The sequence below is a fragment of the Reella acinonychis genome, from assembly GCF_052384575.1.
GTDB lineage: Bacteria > Pseudomonadota > Gammaproteobacteria > Enterobacterales > Pasteurellaceae > JBQSUQ01.
Genome location: NZ_JBQSUQ010000017.1, coordinates 1 through 20716, shown reverse-complemented (window position 1 = coordinate 20716; position 20716 = coordinate 1). Strand labels below are relative to the sequence as shown.

At 39.8% G+C, this 20716-nt stretch carries 18 protein-coding genes; 7 read left to right on the top strand and 11 right to left on the bottom strand.

Annotated elements, in window-relative coordinates:
• Positions 1–189: 189 nt before the first annotated feature.
• Positions 190–1557, bottom strand: a complete 1368-nt coding sequence (glmU, locus tag ACT2CV_RS08610) for a bifunctional UDP-N-acetylglucosamine diphosphorylase/glucosamine-1-phosphate N-acetyltransferase GlmU (protein WP_464973406.1) — start codon at positions 1555–1557, stop codon at positions 190–192.
• Positions 1558–1647: 90 nt separating this feature from the next.
• Positions 1648–2520, bottom strand: a complete 873-nt coding sequence (locus ACT2CV_RS08605) for an alpha/beta hydrolase fold domain-containing protein (protein ID WP_464973405.1) — start codon at positions 2518–2520, stop codon at positions 1648–1650.
• A gap of 174 nt (positions 2521–2694) precedes the next feature.
• Here ACT2CV_RS08605 and ACT2CV_RS08600 point away from each other — a divergent pair, with 174 nt between their 5' ends.
• Positions 2695–3801 carry an anhydro-N-acetylmuramic acid kinase gene (locus ACT2CV_RS08600; RefSeq protein ID WP_464973404.1) on the top strand — a complete coding sequence of 369 codons (1107 nt, stop codon included), beginning with the start codon at positions 2695–2697 and terminating at the stop codon, positions 3799–3801.
• Between the two features lie 5 nt (positions 3802–3806).
• Positions 3807–4727, top strand: a complete 921-nt coding sequence (gene murQ, locus ACT2CV_RS08595; protein ID WP_464973403.1) for an N-acetylmuramic acid 6-phosphate etherase — start codon at positions 3807–3809, stop codon at positions 4725–4727.
• Positions 4728–4741: 14 nt separating this feature from the next.
• On the opposite strand, the gene rfaC is transcribed toward murQ, so the two are convergent.
• The 6 genes from rfaC to ACT2CV_RS08565 all read right to left on the bottom strand — a co-directional run bounded on the left by rfaC (position 4742) and on the right by ACT2CV_RS08565 (position 9117).
• On the bottom strand, positions 4742–5722 hold the full coding sequence (gene rfaC, locus ACT2CV_RS08590; protein ID WP_464973402.1) for a lipopolysaccharide heptosyltransferase RfaC: 981 nt from the start codon (positions 5720–5722) through the stop codon (positions 4742–4744).
• A complete protein-coding gene (waaF, locus tag ACT2CV_RS08585) occupies positions 5703–6758 on the bottom strand; it encodes a lipopolysaccharide heptosyltransferase II (protein WP_464973401.1) in 1056 nt (351 codons plus the stop codon). The genes rfaC and waaF overlap by 20 nt, the downstream gene beginning before the upstream one ends.
• A gap of 74 nt (positions 6759–6832) precedes the next feature.
• Positions 6833–7759 (bottom strand): ADP-glyceromanno-heptose 6-epimerase, encoded by a 927-nt coding sequence (rfaD, locus tag ACT2CV_RS08580; protein WP_464973400.1) that lies wholly within the window; start codon positions 7757–7759, stop codon positions 6833–6835.
• 114 nt (positions 7760–7873) lie between these two features.
• Positions 7874–8203 carry a MaoP family protein gene (locus ACT2CV_RS08575; RefSeq protein WP_464973399.1) on the bottom strand — a complete coding sequence of 110 codons (330 nt, stop codon included), beginning with the start codon at positions 8201–8203 and terminating at the stop codon, positions 7874–7876.
• Between the two features lie 16 nt (positions 8204–8219).
• Positions 8220–8834 carry a thiol:disulfide interchange protein DsbA gene (dsbA, locus tag ACT2CV_RS08570; protein WP_464973398.1) on the bottom strand — a complete coding sequence of 205 codons (615 nt, stop codon included), beginning with the start codon at positions 8832–8834 and terminating at the stop codon, positions 8220–8222.
• Between the two features lie 13 nt (positions 8835–8847).
• Positions 8848–9117: a YihD family protein gene (locus ACT2CV_RS08565; protein ID WP_464973397.1), complete on the bottom strand. Its 270-nt coding sequence runs from the start codon at positions 9115–9117 to the stop codon at positions 8848–8850.
• Between the two features lie 76 nt (positions 9118–9193).
• On the opposite strand from ACT2CV_RS08565, the gene mobA reads away from it, so the two are divergent.
• The 4 genes from mobA to ACT2CV_RS08545 all read left to right on the top strand — a co-directional run bounded on the left by mobA (position 9194) and on the right by ACT2CV_RS08545 (position 14456).
• Positions 9194–9775 (top strand): molybdenum cofactor guanylyltransferase MobA, encoded by a 582-nt coding sequence (mobA, locus tag ACT2CV_RS08560; RefSeq protein WP_464973396.1) that lies wholly within the window; start codon positions 9194–9196, stop codon positions 9773–9775.
• Positions 9762–10316, top strand: coding sequence for a DNA-3-methyladenine glycosylase I (locus tag ACT2CV_RS08555; RefSeq protein ID WP_464973395.1), 555 nt, complete (start codon positions 9762–9764; stop codon positions 10314–10316). Before mobA ends, ACT2CV_RS08555 begins: the two co-directional genes overlap by 14 nt.
• 62 nt (positions 10317–10378) lie before the next feature.
• Positions 10379–12739, top strand: coding sequence for an LPS assembly protein LptD (lptD, locus tag ACT2CV_RS08550; protein ID WP_464973394.1), 2361 nt, complete (start codon positions 10379–10381; stop codon positions 12737–12739).
• A gap of 64 nt (positions 12740–12803) precedes the next feature.
• Positions 12804–14456, top strand: a complete 1653-nt coding sequence (locus ACT2CV_RS08545) for an LTA synthase family protein (protein ID WP_464973393.1) — start codon at positions 12804–12806, stop codon at positions 14454–14456.
• Between the two features lie 74 nt (positions 14457–14530).
• On the opposite strand, the gene ilvC is transcribed toward ACT2CV_RS08545, so the two are convergent.
• Positions 14531–16012 carry a ketol-acid reductoisomerase gene (gene ilvC, locus ACT2CV_RS08540; protein WP_464973392.1) on the bottom strand — a complete coding sequence of 494 codons (1482 nt, stop codon included), beginning with the start codon at positions 16010–16012 and terminating at the stop codon, positions 14531–14533.
• A 146-nt stretch (positions 16013–16158) separates the two neighbouring features.
• Between ilvC and ilvY the strand changes: the two genes are divergently transcribed.
• A complete protein-coding gene (gene ilvY, locus ACT2CV_RS08535) occupies positions 16159–17049 on the top strand; it encodes an HTH-type transcriptional activator IlvY (protein ID WP_464973391.1) in 891 nt (296 codons plus the stop codon).
• A gap of 38 nt (positions 17050–17087) precedes the next feature.
• On the opposite strand, the gene ACT2CV_RS08530 is transcribed toward ilvY, so the two are convergent.
• Together ACT2CV_RS08530 and rimO are read right to left on the bottom strand one after the other, a co-directional pair.
• Positions 17088–19103 (bottom strand): UDP-glucose:protein N-beta-glucosyltransferase, encoded by a 2016-nt coding sequence (locus tag ACT2CV_RS08530; RefSeq protein ID WP_464973390.1) that lies wholly within the window; start codon positions 19101–19103, stop codon positions 17088–17090.
• 20 nt (positions 19104–19123) lie between these two features.
• Positions 19124–20455 carry a 30S ribosomal protein S12 methylthiotransferase RimO gene (gene rimO, locus ACT2CV_RS08525; protein ID WP_464973389.1) on the bottom strand — a complete coding sequence of 444 codons (1332 nt, stop codon included), beginning with the start codon at positions 20453–20455 and terminating at the stop codon, positions 19124–19126.
• Positions 20456–20716: the final 261 nt, after the last annotated feature.

Here is a 20716-nt window from a genome sequence, read left to right as displayed (position 1 = left end):
CCTCATAACGTTAAAAATAAAAAAATAACTAGATGGGAGTATTATAAACACTTCCGATAAAAAAAATGTTAACTAGATCATATTTCTGAACATTAGCTTGATTAAACACCATCTTTCTGCATATTTTTTGACCTAAATCAATCTACACAATAAAAAAGCACGCATTAACGCGTGCTTTTCACAAAAATGTTACTTTTTCTTCATTGGACGTTGCCAGCCACGAATATGGCGTTGTGGCACGCGGCTAATCACTAACTCATCTTGTGCTACATCTTTCGTCACTGTTGAACCAGCTCCAATCGTTGCCCCATCAGCAATAGTAACAGGCGCAACCAACTGGCTATCTGAACCCACGAAAACATTATCGCCAATAATGGTTTTAAATTTATTCGCACCATCATAGTTACAGGTAATCACACCTGCGCCAATGTTACAATTTTGTCCTACTTCTGCATCGCCTACATAGGTAAGGTGATTGACTTTAGACCCTTTACCAATATGCGCTTTTTTGATTTCCACAAAGTTGCCTACGTGCGTTTCTGCCGCTAACTCTGCACCTGGACGCAAACGTGAGAATGGACCTATTGCTGCTTTTTCACCAACCACGCAGTCTTCCAGTACAGAATAAGGTTTGATTTCCACATTATCAGCTACAACCACATTTTTCAGTACACAACCTGCGCCGATTTTAACTTGATTACCTAATTGTACTTTGCCTTCAAAAATCACATTAATATCAATTTCACAATCTTTGCCATGGCTTAATTCACCACGTAAATCAAAACGATCTATATCTGCCAAACTCACGCCAGCTAATAATAATTTTTGTGCTTGTTTGCGTTGATAATAACGTTCTAAGGCATTAAGTTGTAAGCGATTGTTCGCCCCTTCCACTTCCATAATATCATCAGCAGTCACCGCCGCAACCTGACAACCATCTTGATTGGCTAAGCCAATCACATCGGTCATATAGTATTCGCCTTGCGCATTATTATTATTATCTAAACGCGCTAACCATTTTTTAAAGCTAGCACCATCAGATACCATCACCCCAGTATTCACTTCTTGGATTTTCAGTTGTTCTGGATTAGCATCTTTTTGTTCAACAATTGCCACCACAGAACCATTTTCACGAATAATACGACCATATCCTGTTGGGTTATCTAATTTAACCGTTAAGAGTGCAATCCCTTTTTCCGGTTTAGCTGCAATGAGTTTCTCTAAGGTTTCTTTAGTAATTAATGGCGCATCACCATACAACATCAAAATATTTTCATCATCCTTAAAAAAAGGTGCTGCTTGTTGCATCGCATGACCTGTTCCTAATTGCTCGGCTTGATGTACCCAATTCACAGGTTCTTCCGCTAAACGCGCTTTTAATAATTCAGCTTCATGCCCATAAATTAAATGAATTTGATCCGCACTTAATTGCTTAGCGGTATCAATCACATGTTTCACCATAGGCTTACCCGCCACTTTGTGCAACACTTTAGGCAGCGCCGAATACATACGAGTGCCTTTACCCGCTGCCAAAATCACAACACTTAATTTATTCATAATCATTTCTCTACTTTAGTGATAAGTGCGGTTATTTTACACTTAATTTTTGCTATATGTGGAATGAAATTTATCACTCCTTTATTAAATTCATGCCAAACGGATTTGCTTCGCCACATCATCAAACACTTGCTGCGATTCAGGTAAAGAAATAATACCAATAAATACATGGAAAGCATTATCAAAGATGTTCACTTTACAAGGCGTGTTAGTAGTTTTGATTTTTTGTGAAAGCTTTTCTACATCGCCAAATAACATATCGCAAGTGCCTTGATAAATATGCATTGGAGGCAAATCACTCAATTCATCATAAATGGGACTGACCTGCGGATCGGTTGTCGAACGCTTGCCAGCCCATTGTTGTCCACACCAAATCAGACTGTCTTTGCCTAGCATCGGATCTTTTGGTGCAATCTCATCCACATAGGGATGCGTCATCGTTACATCTAACCAAGGGGAAAACAAAAATAATCCTTTTGGCAAAAGTTGATGTTGATTTCGCAATTCAATCGCCAAAGCTAACGCCAATCCTGCGCCAGCTGAATCACCTACAAAATAACAGCCTTGTTGGCAATATTGTTGATAAGTGGCTAGCACAAAAGGTAATTCCGTATCAATATTGCCATAAGGAGCTGGACGATAAATAGGCACAATCACTGTGGCACCAGTACGCTTGATCAATTCCTCAATAATTTGCCAATGTGCTGGCACCAAATCATTCACATAAGCGCCACCATGCAAATAGAACAAAGTCGTATTGCTGGCGTGCTGATATGGCTTTAAGCGAATCACCTGTCGTTCCTGCACATATTCCACCTCAACCTGACAACGTTGTTTGAGGCTATCTGAAATATCGGCACGCGGTTTTGCACTCTGTACTTTTTTTTGAATATGCTCAACGCTAATAAAGCTATGGGTTTGATAAGACAGGTATTTTCGATAAATATTCAACATTAACGACATAGGATTTCTCTGGCACATAAAGTGATTAAAACGCTTTTCATCATAAACGCAAGCTCAGTAGAAAAAAAGCAATTTCAATGAGGTTTGCTAAACTCATCACAAAAAGTGCGGTGAAAAATCACTTAATTTTGCTGCTTTTGGTTATAATGAGCAAAAATTTTATTGGGAAAGCTTATGCAACAATATTATCTTGGCATTATGTCGGGAACGAGCTTAGATGGCGTAGATATTGCTTTATTGGATTTCCAATCCACGCCAAAAATGATTGCCACTGATTTTACACCAATGCCTGAAGCGCTGCGTCAGCAGCTCAGCGCATTATTGCAATCCGGACAAACCAGTTTGCAAAACTTGGGCGAAATTGATCATCAACTCGGCCTACTTTATGCCGATAGCGTTAATCATTTTCTGCATAAACATCAAATCAATCCCGAACATATCCAAGCCATTGGTTGTCATGGACAAACTATCTGGCACTCGCCAAATTCAACTTATCCATTCACGATGCAAATTGGTGATATGAATCTTGTCGCAGCTCGAACAGGGATTACCACCATTGCCGATTTTCGTCGTAAAGATATGGCAATGGGCGGGCAAGGCGCGCCATTGGTGCCTGCTTTTCATCAAGCCTTATTTGCAGATCCACAATATTTTACTGTGGTGCTGAATATTGGCGGTATCAGTAATATTTCCGTCTTGCAACCTAATCAAGACTCCATTGGTTATGATGTGGGCGTGGGCAATGCCTTGTTGGACAGTTGGATTGAGCGTCATCAAGGCAAACGTTACGACAAAAATGCGCAATGGGCGAAAACAGGGCACATTAATCTGGCATTACTTAAAGATTTATTGGATGAACCTTTTTTCCAACAGCCTGCACCCAAAAGTACAGGACGCGAGTTATTCAATCTGCATTGGCTCGACAAAAAGTTAGCAAAATACACCGCACTTTTGCCCGCAGATATACAACGCACCCTTGTGGAATTTACCGTTCAAGGCATTGTGCAAGAGCTCAATCACTTTCAAACAAGCTATCCTTGCCGCTTATTAGTATGTGGTGGTGGCGCAAAAAATCCATTGATTATGCAATCCCTTAAGGATCATCTACCACAATGGCAAGTGCAAACCACCAATGATTATGGCGTTGATTTAGACTATGTAGAAGCCGCTGCATTTGCATGGCTGGCTTATCAGCGTATGAATAATTTACCTAGCAATATGCCAAGTGTCACAGGTGCCAAAAGTGCGGTCTGTCTTGGCGTCGTTTTTCCAAAGGAATAAGCAAAATGGCAGAACAAAATTTATTGCAAGCCCTCGGGCAAATGATTACGGAACAACGCAATCCAGCTTCACAACAGATTGATCAATTGCCTACCTTAGAGATGGTAAAAATCATCAACAATGAAGATAAACAAGTGCCACTTGCCATTGAAAAATGCTTACCTCAAATTGCCTTAGCAGTAGAAAAAATTGTGCAATCCTTCAAACAAGGTGGGAGACTAGTCTATGTAGGCGCAGGTACCAGCGGACGTTTAGGTGTGCTTGATGCCTCGGAATGTCCGCCAACCTATGGCGTGCCAGCTGAAATGGTAGTAGGCATCATTGCAGGAGGAGAACGCGCGTTGCGTCATCCTATTGAAGGGGCTGAAGATAATATTGAACAAGGCAAAAAAGATTTACAAACTATCGATTTTTCAGAGAAAGATGTGTTAGTAGGCATTGCTGCAAGCGGACGAACCCCCTATGTCATCGGTGCGTTAGAATATGCCAATCAATTGGGTGCCACCACCGTAGCGATTGCCAGCAATCCAAATTCCGCCATGGCACAAATTGCACAAATCGCCATTGAAACCCTTGTGGGACCAGAGGTTTTAACAGGTTCAAGCCGTATGAAATCAGGCACTGCGCAAAAATTAGTGTTAAATATGCTTACCACCGCCAGTATGATTTTAATGGGAAAATGCTATCAAAATTTAATGGTGGATGTGCAAGCTAGTAACGAAAAATTACGCGCAAGAGCCATTCGAATTGTTATGCAAGCAACAGAATGTTCGAAGGAGATCGCCGAACATAATCTAAAAATTGCCGATAATAATGCCAAATTAGCGATTATGATGATTTTGTCGAATACAGATAAACAAAGTGCGATGGCATTGTTGGCAGAAAACCAGGGAAAATTACAGCTCGCGCTCAATGGCGCAAAATAGAAATGAGGGCAGAATTAAATCTGCCCATGAGATGACAGCAAGTCTAACACTTGTTCATGCTGAATATGTTTCATGCCTGAGGCAGATAAATAAAGTTGTTGCTTGCCATAGCAACCAATTAGTTTAGGGTCCGTTGCACCATATAAAGTAATGTTAGGCACATCTAAAGCAGCGGTTAAATGCGCCAACCCCGTATCCACTGAAACCACTGCTTTTGCCTGTGCAATTTGCTGTGCTAATTCAGTTAAGGTTAATTTAGGCAAAACAATCACATTTTTCACCGCACTTTGCACTTGGCTAGCAATCCATTCTGCACGCTGACGCTCTTTTTCATTGCCCCAAGGCAAACGAATCTGCAACTCACTATGGGAAAGCGCGGTTAATTTTTGCGCTAATTTTACCCATTCCTCATCAAGCCAATGTTTATCCGCACGCGTCGTCGCATGGATAAATAACATATAGGGCGTTGAATTCACTTCGGCAGAAATAAAATGACGGGCGATACCATAATCACCTTGCCTATCAGGCAAAGGGTAACCGAGGCTTTGCGCAAACAGTTGGCGAATACGCTCTACCGCGTGTTGCTGATAAGGAATGTGATAAGTTTGATCATAAAAATACGCCGCCAAAGGCTCTCTTGCACAATGACGATCATAACCATACTTTTTGCCCTTAGCTAAACGCGTCACCAACAAAGCACTTTTCATTAACCCCTGTGCATCAATCACTGCATCATATTGATTTTGCTGCAATAATTGTCGATACTGTTTCCATTGTTGCCAAGTCGTTGCATTCAATAATTGCTTACGCCAGCGACGAATTGCCACAGGAATTACTTGATTCACCGCTGCATGCCAGCGTGGAATTTCCGCAAAAGCTTCTTCCACCACCCAATCAAATTGAATATTGGGAATGGCTTGCTGCGCGTCCGTTAACGTAGGTAAACAATGTAGCACATCGCCCATGGATGAGGTTTTAACGATCAGCACTCTCATTCAGTAATTCCTGCAATTTTTCCATCACCATTTCAGGCTGAATATCAATCAGGCTTTGATGATAACCTTCTTTGCTGTCCTCGCCCTTGCGAATTTTAATTAATCCACCCTCAATCAAACGGATAATGACGGCTTTTTCTGACAATGGTGGCGTATATTGCGGACTTGTTGGACCATACAACGCCACCAGTGGACGACCTAATGCAGCGGCAATATGCATTAAACCGCTGTCATTAGTCACCATCGCTACACAATCACTAATGAGATCAACCGCTTGATTAAGTTCTGTTTGACCCGCTAAATTAACACAATAGCGTTGGAGATTTTCAGGCAAACTTTGGCGGATTTGCTCGCCCACTTCAACATCTTTCGCCGAACCGAATAAACGAATACTATAGCCTTGCTCAATTAACATCGCTGCAAGTTTGGCATAATGATAATGAGGATAACGTTTGGCAGGACCAAATTCAGCACCAGGACAGAAACCAATCGCTGAACGATGTTCGGCTAGATGAAATTGTGCAGCAAATTTTTCTTTCGTTTTTTGCACCGCACTTTCCTCAATGGTCAAGTAAGGTGTTGGAATAGGTAAATCCTGTGCAGTTGGAATTTGCCCTTTTTCGTAGCCAAGCGCCACATAACGTTGCACCATCATGGGATAGTCATTTTTATTGGCACGCAAATCATTCAAAAAGAAGTAGCGACTTTCCCCTTTCCAGCCTCGTCTTAAGGCAATTTTGGCAAAAAAAGGAATAAATGCTGATTTTAAAGAATTTGGCAAAATAATCGCCATATCATATTGATGACGCAAAGATTTACCAATTTTATAACGTTCAGCCAAAGCAAAAGCACCATGTCCAATGGGCATTGTTAAGGCATTTCGCACTTCAGGCATACGCGCCAATAAAGGCTTACACCAATTGGGTGCTAGCACGTCAATTTCACAATCAGGATATTGAACTTTCAGGGTTTGATATAAGCTGTGCGACATCATCATATCGCCCACCCAAGATGGCGCAATAATTAAAATATTCATTTTTCTACCTACAAAAATAAAGTGCGGTCAAAATTTCATTAATTTTAACCGCACTTTCATAACAATGGTAGGAATTATTTACGATTTAACCACGCCATATATTCCGCCACGCCTTCAGCAACAGATTTAAACTTATCGCTATAACCCGCTGCACGCAATTTGCCTAAATTCGCTTGCGTATATTCTTGATAGCGTGATTTCAAATGTTCTGGGAATGGAATGGTTTCAATTTCGCCTTTGCCATGATGTTTAATCACTGCTTCAGCAACATCGCGGAAGCTTTCCGCTTTGCCTGTACCTAAATTATAAATGCCCGAAATACCTGCTTGCCATGCCCAGATATTCACTTTTGCCACATCACCAACATAGACAAAATCACGCAAAAAATGCTCTGAACCGGCAAATAATTTTGGATTTTCGCCTTTTAAAATTTGGTTATTCAAATGGAAAGCCACACTTGCCATGGAACCTTTATGCTGCTCACGCGGGCCATATACATTGAAATATTTGAAACCACAAACTGGCGAGCTGATTTCAGGTAAAAGGGCACGCACATATTCATCAAATAAGAATTTTGAATAGCCGTACACATTTAATGGGCCTTCAAATTGACGCTCTTCCACAAATTCGGTTTTATCACCATAGGTCGCTGCACTTGAAGCATAGAAAAACGGAATTTCACGATCTAAGCAATAATGCAACAACTCTTTCGAATATTCGTAGTTATTGTGCATAATGTATTTGCCATCCCATTCCGTTGTCGCAGAGCAAGCGCCTTCATGGAAAACTGCATCAATTTCGCCAAACTCATCGCCGGCAATAATCTGTGCAATGAAATCCTCTTTATCACAATAATCCGCAATATCTAAATCCACTAAATTAATGAATTTAGTGCCATCTTTCAGATTATCCACCACTAAAATATCTTTACGGCCTAAATCATTTAATGCTTTTACGATATTACTACCGATAAATCCTGCACCACCTGTTACGATAATCATAATCTGCCCTCTTGTGTTAGAAATTGTTGTCTATTGTAATCTATTTTTGCCAAAACTACCCAAGTTTTCACCGCACTTTAAAATAAAAAGGCTTGAATATTCAAGCCTTATTTTTTAATCATTTGCGTTGAAATCGTCTAAGCTATCGCTTACCACACCCGACAGCGTATAAACTCGTTTGGTGGTATTCACACGCGTGCGGTATTTATTCCACGTTTTTTCAAAAAAAGTTTCTGCAGCACGCTCACCACGACAGAATGCCACAAAGGCTTTTTCTTCTGCCGTTGCTGGTTTACGTTCACCTGAATCTAATGCTTTGAACGCTTGACCATATTGTTCTAAAGCTTGCGCTTCTTTAATCGTGTAATCGCCATGACGCGCAAAGCCACGCGGGTAATTTTTGTCGTCAAAGAAGCGACGTTCAACGCTAAAACTTTCAGCCATAATTTGTTTCCTTAAGTTATTTTTTCAATAATTCTTTTACTGTATTCACATAATCATTAATAAAATCATCATGTGATAAACCTTCCGCATTTACGCGGAATTTGCCATTAACATAAAAATCAGGTACAGAACGCACCGCAAATTGCTGCGCTAAATTCTCTTGTTTTTTCACTAAAGCGTTTACTGCAAAACTATTGATCCCACCATCAAATTGTTCCGCTGTAATGCCATTATCAATAAATTTCTGACGAATATCGTCCATTGAGCCTAGCTTATCTGCTTGAGCCGCTTCAAATAATGCCGCTTTCACTTTTTCTTCTGCGCCTAACGCCATGGCTAATGCCCAAGCACGCGTTAAGTTTTCAGACTGACGACCTAAGAAATTGACATGATATTGTTGGAAAGCAGTCCCTTCTGGTAAACCCTCTTTCACTTGTGCTGGGATTTTGTATTGCATTTCAAAGGAATAGCAATGTGGGCAATAAAATGAGAAAAACTCAACCACTTCAGGTTGTGCTGAGCGTTCTTGTTGTAAAACAATATATTGTTTACCTTCCGTTAAATCAGCTGCTTGTGCTTGGAAAGTTGCTGCAGCGGCAGCCGCAATTAAAGTAATAAGAAATTTTTTCATCTGTGTTCCTAAATTATTTCAAAATACCACGCGCTTTTAATAACGCAGTTTTAAAATCATCTTCGTAATCTTTTTTAATGCCTGGGATGGGTTCAAATTTATCCGCATCACGCATTTTCAATTGATAAATAATGATTTCATCCGATAACTCTGTAAGGGGTTTATCAAATCCTGCTTCATCTGCAATAGATTGCAAAATTTGCATTAAACTCATTTCAGGGTCTTTCTTAGACCAATATGGTTGTAAAAGTTCCAAAACCTCATTCAAACGATGACATTTCATAATCTTTTCCTTAATATAAAGCCTGACAAATTAGCTAGGGCAGAATGATACTTGAATTAAGGACGAATGACAAACAATGATGACAATTAGTGCCGTAATTTTAGCAGGTGGATTAGCGCGACGTATGCAAGGTGCTGATAAAGGCTTACAACTTTTACAAGGAAAGCCTTTAATTCAGCATATTATTGAACGCTTATCCCAACAAACCTCTCATATTTCCATTAATGCGAATCGCAGCCAAGAAGAATATGCCCAATTTGGTTTTCCCGTTTTTGCGGATCAATTAGCGGATTTTCAAGGACCATTAAGTGGTATTCAAACCGCTTTAAGCCAAGCAGAAACGGATTATTTGTTATTTGTGCCTTGCGACTGTCCTTTTTTACCCTTAGATCTGCTGGAAAAATTAAAAAGTGCGGTGCAAAACAACGCAGTTTTAGCCGCTTATGCTACTGACGGAGAACGCGAACATCCCACATTTTGTTTGCTTTCTCATCAGCTGGCACAACCTTTGGCTGATTACTTGACTCAAGGCGAGCGCCGTATGCTGCAATTTATGCGCCAACACAATGCCATTGCTGTACCTTTTGCAGAACAAAAACACGCATTTCGTAATTTCAACACCTTACAAGAATTAGAGGAAATGAATGAAACGCTGTGATTGGGTTGGCGATCTGCCTATTTACATTGCCTATCATGACAATGAATGGGGCGTACCTGAATTTGATAGTCAAAAATTATTTGAACAACTTTGCCTTGAAGGGCAGCAAGCGGGGTTATCTTGGATTACGGTTCTCAAAAAACGCTCGGTCTATCGTGAGGCGTTTTTCAATTTTGCCCCAGAGAAAATCGCTCAAATGCAAGAAGAAGACATTGATTTATGCATGCAAAACGCAGGCTTAATACGACACAGAGCCAAATTGGAAGCCATTGTCAACAACGCTAAAGCCTATGTTGCAATGCAAAAGTGCGGTGAAAATTTCAGTGATTTTATTTGGTCTTTCGTCAATCATCAACCGCAATGCAATGCCGTTCCTCATCTATCAACAGTGCCAACTAAAACTGCAATTTCAAGTCAAATGTCAAAAGCATTGAAGAAAAAAGGCTTCAAGTTTGTTGGCGAAACCACTTGTTATGCATTTATGCAAGCTGCCGGCTTAGTGAATGATCATCTTGATGATTGTTTTTGTAAGCATAAATAGCTGACCTTTACGCCAATTTTCTTGTATAATCAATCCAATTTCCACAACTGAATAGTTCACTCATGAAAAAGCATTCTTACACATTACTTTCGCTATCACTTTTAACCGCACTTTACAGTGCCAATAGTGCGGCGAATATTGAAGACTTACGTCTTCGTTGCTTAGCGGGAGTACCTCAATTTTCAGGCGAACAGGTAACTGGCGATCCGAATCAGCAACCTGTTTATATTGAAGCCGATAGCGCAGATATCATTAACCCAGTGCGTGCATTATATGCAGGGGATGTCGATCTTAAACAGGGCAATCGTCATTTGAAAGCCAATGAAATTGAAGTGACGCAATCTGGCACAGGCGAGCAAGCGCAACGTTATGCTTATGCGCGTGGTCAATTTGATTACAAAGATGAGCAAATCAATTTATCTGGCGATAATGCAAAAATCCACTTAAATAGTAAAGATACTGATATTGAAAATGCACAATATCAATTTGTGGGTCGTCAAGGTCATGGTTCAGCACAAAGCTCAGAAATGCGTGGCGATTATCGTCTATTAAAAAATGCGACTTTTACTTCTTGCTTGCCTGATGATAATTCTTGGCAAATTGAAGCCAATGAAATTAAACAACATATCAAAGAAGAATATGCAGAAATGTGGCATGCACGCTTTAAAGTAGCTGGCGTTCCTATTTTCTATACCCCTTATTTACAATTGCCAATTGGCGATCGTCGCCGTTCAGGATTGTTAATGCCAGATTTCGGTACATCAGGCCGAGATGGTTATTGGTATGCTCAACCGATTTATTGGAATATTGCACCAAACTATGATGCCACTTTCACACCGAAATATATGTCGCGTCGTGGCTGGCAGTTAAACAGTGAATTCCGCTATTTAACTGTATTAGGTGAAGGCAAAATCGCTAATGAATATTTAGGCAAAGATCGTTATAGCGAATACAACGACAATAAGAGTCGCCATTTATTCTACTGGGCACATAACGCAAGATTAGGCAGTGATTGGCGCCTCAATATTAATTACACCAAAGTGAGTGATAAACATTATTTCTCTGACTTTGATTCAAGCTATGGTAGTAGCACCGATGGTTATGCAGACCAAACAGCTCGTTTAGCTTATTATCAACCAAACTGGAACTTAGCAATTTCAGCGAAACAGTTCCAAGTGTTTGATGATCTGCAAGTTGGACCTTATCGTGCCTTACCACAAATTGATTTTAACTATTATAAAAACGACTTAGCCAATGGTTTAATGGACTTTAAACTCTTTGCGCAAGCCGTTCATTTTGACAATGATAGTTCTGACATGCCAACTGCTTGGCGTTATCACTTAGAGCCAACCTTAAATATTCCATTAGCGAACAAATATGGTAGCTTGGATATTGAAACCAAACTCTATGCAACTCATTATTCACAAAAAGCAGGTAAAGGCATTGATGCAGATACTCAATCTTCTGTTACACGTGTCATCCCTCAATTAAAAATTGATTTGCATAGCTTATTAGCAACACAAAAAACTTTCTTAGATGGCTATACCCAAACAATTGAACCACGAATTCAATACCTATATCGTCCTTATAAAGATCAGAGTAACATCGGTTCTAAGCGCAGTTCAAATTACCTTGGTTTAGGTTATGACTCTGCGCTATTACAACAAGACTATTTCTCTTTATTTAGAGATCGTCGATATAGTGGACTTGACCGAATTGCTTCCGCAAACCAATTTACCCTTGGTGGCACAACACGTTTCTACGATGAAAAAGGCGAAGAACGTTTTAATCTTTCCTTAGGACAAATCATTTACTTAAATGATTCTCGCGTGGATGGCAATTCACAAAATAGTACCACAGGGCGCGCTTCTTCTTGGGCATTAGAAAGTAGCTGGAAAATTAATGATCAATGGAATTGGCGCGGTAGTTATCAATATGATACACGTTTAAATGCTGCTTCGTTAGTGAATTCAACCTTAGAATATAACCCTTCAGGTAACAATCTAATCCAGTTGAATTATCGTTATGCAAGCAAGGAATATATCGACCAAAACTTAACTGCGGCGGTCAATCGCTACAATCAGGATATTCAGCAAATTGGTGCAACTGTTGCTTGGGAACTCAATGATCAATGGGCGGCGGTTGGTCGTTACTACCATGATATTGCACTCAGCAAACCAGTGGAACAATATGTTGGGTTACAATACAACACTTGCTGTTGGGCAGCTGGAGTGGGCGTTCGTCGTTATTTAGTAAATGAAACAGACAAGCGTCGATATTCAGATAAAAAATCAACCCTGTATGATAATAGCATCCACTTTAACGTTGAGTTACGCGGTTTAGGTCGCAATGATCATCATAGTGGTATCGTAGAAATGCTTAACAAAGGCATGCTGCCTTATGTAAAACCATTTGATTTATAAATAAGATAAACCGCACCTTAAAAGTGCGGTTATTTTTCGCCAATTTTTCATTAGGGACAATAATATGGCATATATTTTACTTGGCGCATTTTTTTTAACCGCACTCATCTTCATCTATAATTCGCATTATAAATGGACATATTTATTTGCGAGCGCATTATTCCTTTTCTTCGTTGGCATAATGTTAGGAATAACAGGACAATGGCAGCGCAGTATTAATTTTGCTTCGGTGCTATTTGTTGTGCTGATGTTATTCCATCGTCTGAAAATTCATTATTACAAACAACCATTACTCATTTCAGACTTCTTTTTAGTATTCGATTGGCGAAATTGGGAAACGTTACTGCATTATCGCACTGCTATTCTCGCTGTATTTGCCCTGTTAGCCATCCTTGCTTACGGCATATTCGGTTGGTCTAACGAAGTCAGTTTAGGCTATGGCTGGCAGATTGCGGGAGCAATATTAACCGTACTCAGTTTTGCCATTATGTTCCATTACAGTAAAAACCCTGATGCTACTGCAGTTTGGTTAGATTCATTGCCAGATGATGGTCGCGATGTCTTTTTAAATTTACCCATGTCTTGTCGTGGTGTCTTTTTTAAAACACCCGCCTATGAAGGAAACGGCGAGGCATTTAAACAACAAATGCAACAAGTTGAACATTATCCTCTCTTATCTGATGAGCAAACAAAGCCTGATATTGTTGTATGGTTGCAAGAGTCAACGCTCAATCCGCACAGTTTAGCTATTGCCAAACATCAAATTCCGCCAATTACCATGTATGAGAAACAGGAAGATACCTTATTCCTCAGTCCCTTGCGCGTACATACCTTAGGCGGGGCCACTTGGAAATCAGAATTTGCCTTTTTATCTGGCGTTCCTTCTACAGATTTCGGTGCGATGGCAAGTGCGGTATTTTATTCGGTAGTTCCTCATCTCAAAACGAGTTTTATTCAAAATCTAAAACAAAATGGTTATTTTTGTGTGGCATTATCGCCTTTTACAAAAGGCAATTACAACGCAAAAGCGGCCTATGATCATCTTGGCTTTGATCTTATGCTTCAGCCACAAGATTTAGGTTACCCGGCGCCAATTGGTAAAAATCTATGGCATATTGGTAGTGATGAAATGAGCCATTACGCAAAAATGATTTTAGAGAAAAAACACAACGCACTAGAACAAGTCAATCAACCGATCTTCCTCTATGTGCTCACTATGAAAGAGCATGGTCCTTATCGTTCTGATTGTGATGATTATTTCCAATTGGCAGAAAATGGCTTTAGTGCCAAAGGGCTAAGCGAATTGAATGATTATATCCAGCGTATTGTTAACTTAAATGAAGTGATTGAAGAATTTAATCAATATTTAAAACAACGTGAAAATGCCTATGTATTGGGTTATTTTGGCGATCACCAAATCCAGATTTCAGGTGCAGAACCGGGCTATGTTTGGAATTATGTAAACCCTAATTACGTCACTCAATTCGCTTTGCGCAGTAATTTAAAACATCAGTTTACACAACAACAAGATTTCCTCGATCTCGCTCAAGTATCAGGGGTTATTTTAGAAGCCGCAGGACTAGCAGCAGATGCATTTATGCAAGCTAATATTGCCATGCGTAAACTCAGTGGAGGCAAATTGCAAGATTGTGAAGATGCTCAGCTATTAGCAAATTATCGTCATTACTTATATGCTAAACTGAAAATCACGCAATAAGTGCGGTGTAATTTCAAGAAGTTTTAAAACAAAAAAAGCCAGCTTAATTAAGCTGGCTTTTCATTAAGTTATCATTAACCTTGAGAAGAAATACGTTTCATATCTGTCATATAACCACGTAATTCTTGACCGATAATCTCAATTGGATGATTTCGAATAGCATCATTAACATCGCGTAAAGTAATGTTATCAATTTCTGCTGTTGGTGTTGGTTCACCTAAATCACCACGCTGTAATTGTGGAACAATTTCTTTTGCTAAAATTGGGGTCGCCACATTAGCAAATAAATAGTTACCATATTCTGCTGTATCAGAAATCACCACGTTCATTTCATATAAACGTTTACGTGCAATGGTATTCGCAATTAATGGCAATTCATGTAAAGACTCATAATAAGCTGACTCTTCATAAATACCTGCTGAAACCATGGTATCAAAAGCTAACTCAACACCCGCTTTCACTAATGCTACCATTAATACACCGTTGTCAAAATATTCTTGCTCAGAAATTTTGATACCATCCGCTTTTGGTGCATTTTCAAAGGCTGTTTGACCTGTTGCTTCACGCCATGCTAATAAGTTTTTATCGCCATTATTCCAGTCTTCAATCATCACACGAGAAAATTCGCCATTAATGATTTCATCCATATGTTTAACAAATAAGAATGCCAAGCTTTCTTTAATTTGTTCTGCTAATTCAAAAGCACGTAATTTTGCAGAGTTAGATAAGCGGTCCATCATTAACGTGATACCACCTTGTTTTAAGGCTTCAGTAATGGCTTCCCAACCATATTGGATTAATTTACCAGCATAAGCGGGATCCTTGCCATCAGCGATTAATTTGTCATAACAAATAATTGAACCTGCTTGTAACATACCACAAAGAATGGTTTGTTCACCCATTAAGTCAGATTTCACTTCGGCAACGAAAGAAGATTCTAATACACCTGCACGATCACCACCTGTTGCTGAAGCCCAAGCTTTTGCAATGGCTAAGCCTTCGCCTTGTGGATCGTTTTCTGGGTGAACCGCAATTAAGGTTGGTACACCAAAACCACGTTTATATTCTTCACGCACTTCTGTCCCTGGACATTTTGGTGCCACCATGACTACGGTAATATCTGGGCGAATTTGTTCACCCACTTCAACAATATTTAAACCATGAGAATAACCTAAAGCAGCGCCTTTCTTAATTAATGGCATCACATCGGCAACCACTTTGCTGTGCTGTTTATCTGGTGTTAGGTTAATCACTAAATCTGCACTTGGGATTAATTCTTCGTAAGTGCCTACTTTAAATCCATTCTCTGTGGCACGAGTAAAAGAAGCGCGTTTTTCAGCAATGGCTTCTGGACGTAAAGCATAAGCGATATCTAAACCGCTATCACGCATGTTTAAACCTTGGTTTAAACCTTGCGCACCGCAACCAACGATCACGATCTTTTTACCTTTTAAATAAGCGCAACCATCCGCAAATTCAGTGCGTTCCATAAAACGACAACGACCTAATTGATCTAATTGTTGGCGTAAATTTAAGGTGTTGAAATAATTTGCCATGTCATTTTCCTTCTAAATGAGTTTAAGAATAATATTGTGTCTGCATACTTTGTATGTGTATTTGATTATACCGCGCTCTTATGTTGCGTAAATTGATATTTTTGAAATAGAATATTGCAAAATTTGCAACATAAGTAACCCATAATATGAACTTTCAAGACCTACAACTTTTTATTCATCTCAGCCAATGCAAAAATTTCAGTAAAAGTGCCGCACAAAATCATATGTCTGCCTCCACCCTTTCACGTCAAGTGCAACGTATGGAAGAAGAAATTGGACAAGCGCTATTTCTGCGTGACAATCGACAAGTAGCGCTCACAGAAACAGGCGAGAAGTTTTTACGTTTTGCCCAACAACATTGGACAGACTGGCAACAATTTAAACAACAAGTGCGGTCAAATTCTGAAGAGTTATCAGGGGAAATTAAATTATTTTGTTCTGTAACCGCCGCTTATTCTCATTTACCACAAATCTTAGAAAAATTCCGTTTGCGTTATCCCAAAGTGGAAATTCAACTTACCACAGGCGATCCCGCAATGGCAGTTTCGATCATACAAAGTCAGCAGGCCGATTTGGCTTTATCAGGTCGCCCACTCAGCTTACCAAGTTCAATTGAATTTCAATACATTGACAGCATTTCTCTTTCCTTAATTGCTCCAAGAATTGCTTGTACAGCAACACAACTACTGCAACAGAATCCAATTAATTGGCAACAAATTCCTTTCATTCTGCCAGTAGAAGGACCTGCACGTCAGCGTATTGATCAATGGTTTCAGCATAAAAAAATTAAACACCCTCAGATTTACGCCACAGTAAGTGGACATGAAGGCATCGTTCCAATGGTTGCGCTCGGTTGTGGAGTGGCATTATTGCCAGATGTAGTCATCAAAAATAGTCCAATGAATACACAAGTATCCTCTTTGGATTTGGATGTCCCAATTGAACCTTTTGAGTTAGGTGTATGTGTACAACGAAGACTCCTTGATCTGCCGATCATTCAAGCCTTTTGGCACACATTAAAGTGCGGTGAAAAATAAATAAGTTTAAAAAAAGGGACCTTATAGGTCCCTCCTAATTATGCTTCTTTTTTTGTTTTTCTTGGTGCTCGTTTTTTTGGCTCCGCTTTGTCTGACGACGATTTCTCCTCTGCTTTTTTAGCCGGTTTCTTCGTCACTTTCTTAGCGGCAGTTTTTGCTTCACTTTTGGTTTGAGCAACCTCCAGTTTCACCTTATTGCTCTTTGCCCATTCGATTAATTTTTCTAATAACACCTTACCCATTGGGCTTGGATCGCCAGTAAATAAGCTCTGTAAACCATTATTTTCAATAATATGGCGACGAAGCGCTAAGCGTTCTTGGTGATTTTCGGCTAAACGAATGGCTTGTTCTACATATTCATCAACCGTATTAGCAATTAGCCACTCAGGTAAACCTAAACGTTTGAATAGGCCTTCATCAATATGCTCGTGTACTTCAGGCCCCGTCTTACACACACCCACTAAACCTAATGTCACCATATCAATAATACCGTTGGTATTGCCGAATGGGAATGGATTAATCATCATATCGCATTGATGTAAGATTCGCAGATATTGATCATAAGGCGTATGTGGGTGGGCAGTTGCAGAATCGCCCAAATAACTCTTAATAAAACGTTCCACATAAGGATGTGTAACCCCTGTGGATTGCCCTAATGCGAAGTGGAAATGCACATTCACTTTTGCACGATCACGAATCGCTTTACAAGCTGCTAAGAAATAGGGGTTAAGCTTCATTGTCGTTGACGCAATACCGATTTGAACAACCTCAGGATTTTCACGTAAACGATATTCTACGCTCGCTGGTGCAAGTGCTGATGGCACATAAGGCAGCGCATCTTTTGGTAAACGAAGTAATTTCTCGCTAAAGCAGCTTTCAGAACCTACATAATCATCTTCTACAATCACATATTCAATAAAATCAGAATGTGTGGTGCCTGGATGCCCTAATGCCACAACTTGAATTGGAGCAAGGCGCGTATTACTTGCAAAAATCGTATTGAGATCCATACCAATACTTGGCATATAGAAAACAGCAGGTTTGAATTCATCACAAATCTCTTTAATTTTAACTACACGATCAAAAACACTATTTTCTGTGAAATTGTAGAACTCATCAAAAACATTACGTCCTGCTTCATCTACATTAGGATGCCCTAAACCCACGATATAAAAATGCTCGCGCGCAGCAATAATTGATGTGGAATGGGTGCGGTAAATAGAATGCGCCGAATGGAAATGCTCAAGCATGACGGCCATCACAGGCTTACCATTTTTATAACCAATTTCTGATACATCTCTGTCCTTCCAACCAAGATCAATTAAATGACGGCGTATTACTTGGTTCAATGGACGCTTAACTGCATGTTTATTTTCTGCAACATCATAACTGCAATGCATATACACATCGTGCGAAATATTAGATGGAATACCGTCTAAATTTTCTAATTGGGCCAATTTTTCTGGAAACCATTGCAAAATAGTACCGCGCTTTGAAAAAGCCTCATCTGTTCCGATAAAGCGAGCAGATTGCAATGCAAAGCAAAGAGAAGCACAAAGTTTTTGGTCTATACCCCACAGTCCATCTAAATTAAGTGTTACTTTAGATTCTGGTAAATATAAGATACAGAATTTTTTCAAATCTTCTTTAGAATCAACTAAAAAGTCCTCATTAGGATTCTTTTTGTCTTCACTACGATTATAGGTTTGCAAAATATGATCAGCATTCACATAAGGTGAGCTAGCAAATATCATTGCCATCCAACGTTGAAGTACCAAGAACCGCTGAACACCGGAATCAGAAATAGTTAATCCTGGATCAGTGAATAATTCTGTTACCCCTACTGCCATTCGAGTACAGAAATGGATAATTTTATCCTGATATAAATTATCTAAAGCTGCAGGAAAATCACATTCGATATTTTCAAGCGTACCAAAATTACTATCTAATTTTCCCAAGATATCGAGCAACTCATTACAAGCAGTTTCATATTCTTTATTTTTGACAGCTTGTTCAAAACGAGTAACACTAGCTGCTTTCTTTTCTTCTGACATAATGTTTCCTTAATTTTTACTTAACAAGTTCCCCACAGATCATATTCATCTGCGTGGGTAATTGTGACGGAAATAATTTGTCCAACGGTTACATCTTGATTGGATAAATTCTCAATATAAACCATTCCATCAATCTCTGGTGCATCTGCCATAGATCGACCAATAATGCCTTCTTCGTCAATTTCATCGACGATAACTTGTAGCATTTTGCCCACCTTTTGTTGTAGGCGATTGGCGGAAATTTGTTGTTGCACTTGCATAAAGCGGTGGAAGCGTTCTTCTTTCACGTCTTCTGGCACCTGATCTGGCATATCGGTTGCCACTGCACCATCAACAGCACTGAACTTAAAACAACCCACGCGATCTAATTGGGCTTCTTGCAAGAAATCGAGCAACATTTGGAAATCTTCTTCCGTTTCGCCCGGGAAGCCGACAATAAAGGTTGAACGCAAAGTCAGCTCAGGACAAATTTCACGCCACTGTTTAATCCGTTCTAATGTGCGATCAATCGAGCCTGGGCGTTTCATCGCTTTGAGAATTTTCGGGCTAGCGTGTTGTAGCGGAATATCCAAATACGGCAAAATTTTGCCTGCCGCCATTAACGGAATTAGTTTATCGACGTGCGGATACGGATACACATAATGCAAACGCACCCAAACACCCATTGAGCCAAGCTGTTCGCACAAGGTCATCAAGTCATTTTTAATTGGCATTCCGTTCCAGAACACAGTTTTCGTCGCATTTTCTTTCTTTTTATCCAAACCGTAAGCGGACGTATCTTGCGACACCACCAAAATTTCTTTCACGCCAGCGTCCACAAGGCGTTTCGCTTCGTCCAAAATTTGCACAATCGAACGGCTGTCTAAATCGCCACGCATTGATGGAATAATGCAGAACGTACAACGGTGATCGCAGCCTTCCGAAATTTTCAAATAGGCATAATGTTTTGGCGTGAGTTTTACCCCTTGTTTTGGCACAAGGCTGACATACGGATTGTACTCAGGCTTCGGCACATATTTATGAACGTGTTTCATCACCGCTTCATAGCTGTGTGGACCGGTAATTTCCAATACTTTTGGGTGAACTTCACGAATTTGGTTCTCTTTTGCCCCCAAACAACCAGTTACAATCACTTTACCATTACTTTCCAACGCTTCGCCAATAGCTTCTAACGACTCTTGCACCGCACTATCAATAAAACCACAGGTATTGACGATCACTAAATCCGCACCTTCGTAGCTTGGAATAATGTTGTAACCGTCAGCTCTCAACTCGGTCAAAATGCGTTCTGAGTCAACTAAATTCTTAGGGCAGCCAAGGCTGATAAAACCAATATTTGGGGTAGCACTCATAAAAAATCTCAAATAATCACCTATAAAATTAATGGCTTATTCTACAAAATTTATGCAACAAAGGCGATGAATTGATTGTAAAAGAAAGGTAAATTCTAATAAAAAACACCGTACTTTAGTGATAGCCAGTTTTTGTAAGACGATAAAAAAGCCATCATAATTATGATGGCTTTTGCAATTGTGGTTATTACCAAGAATAACGAATACCTATACGACCTTGATAAGCTTTGCGTGACATTGGCGAACTGCGATAAACATGGT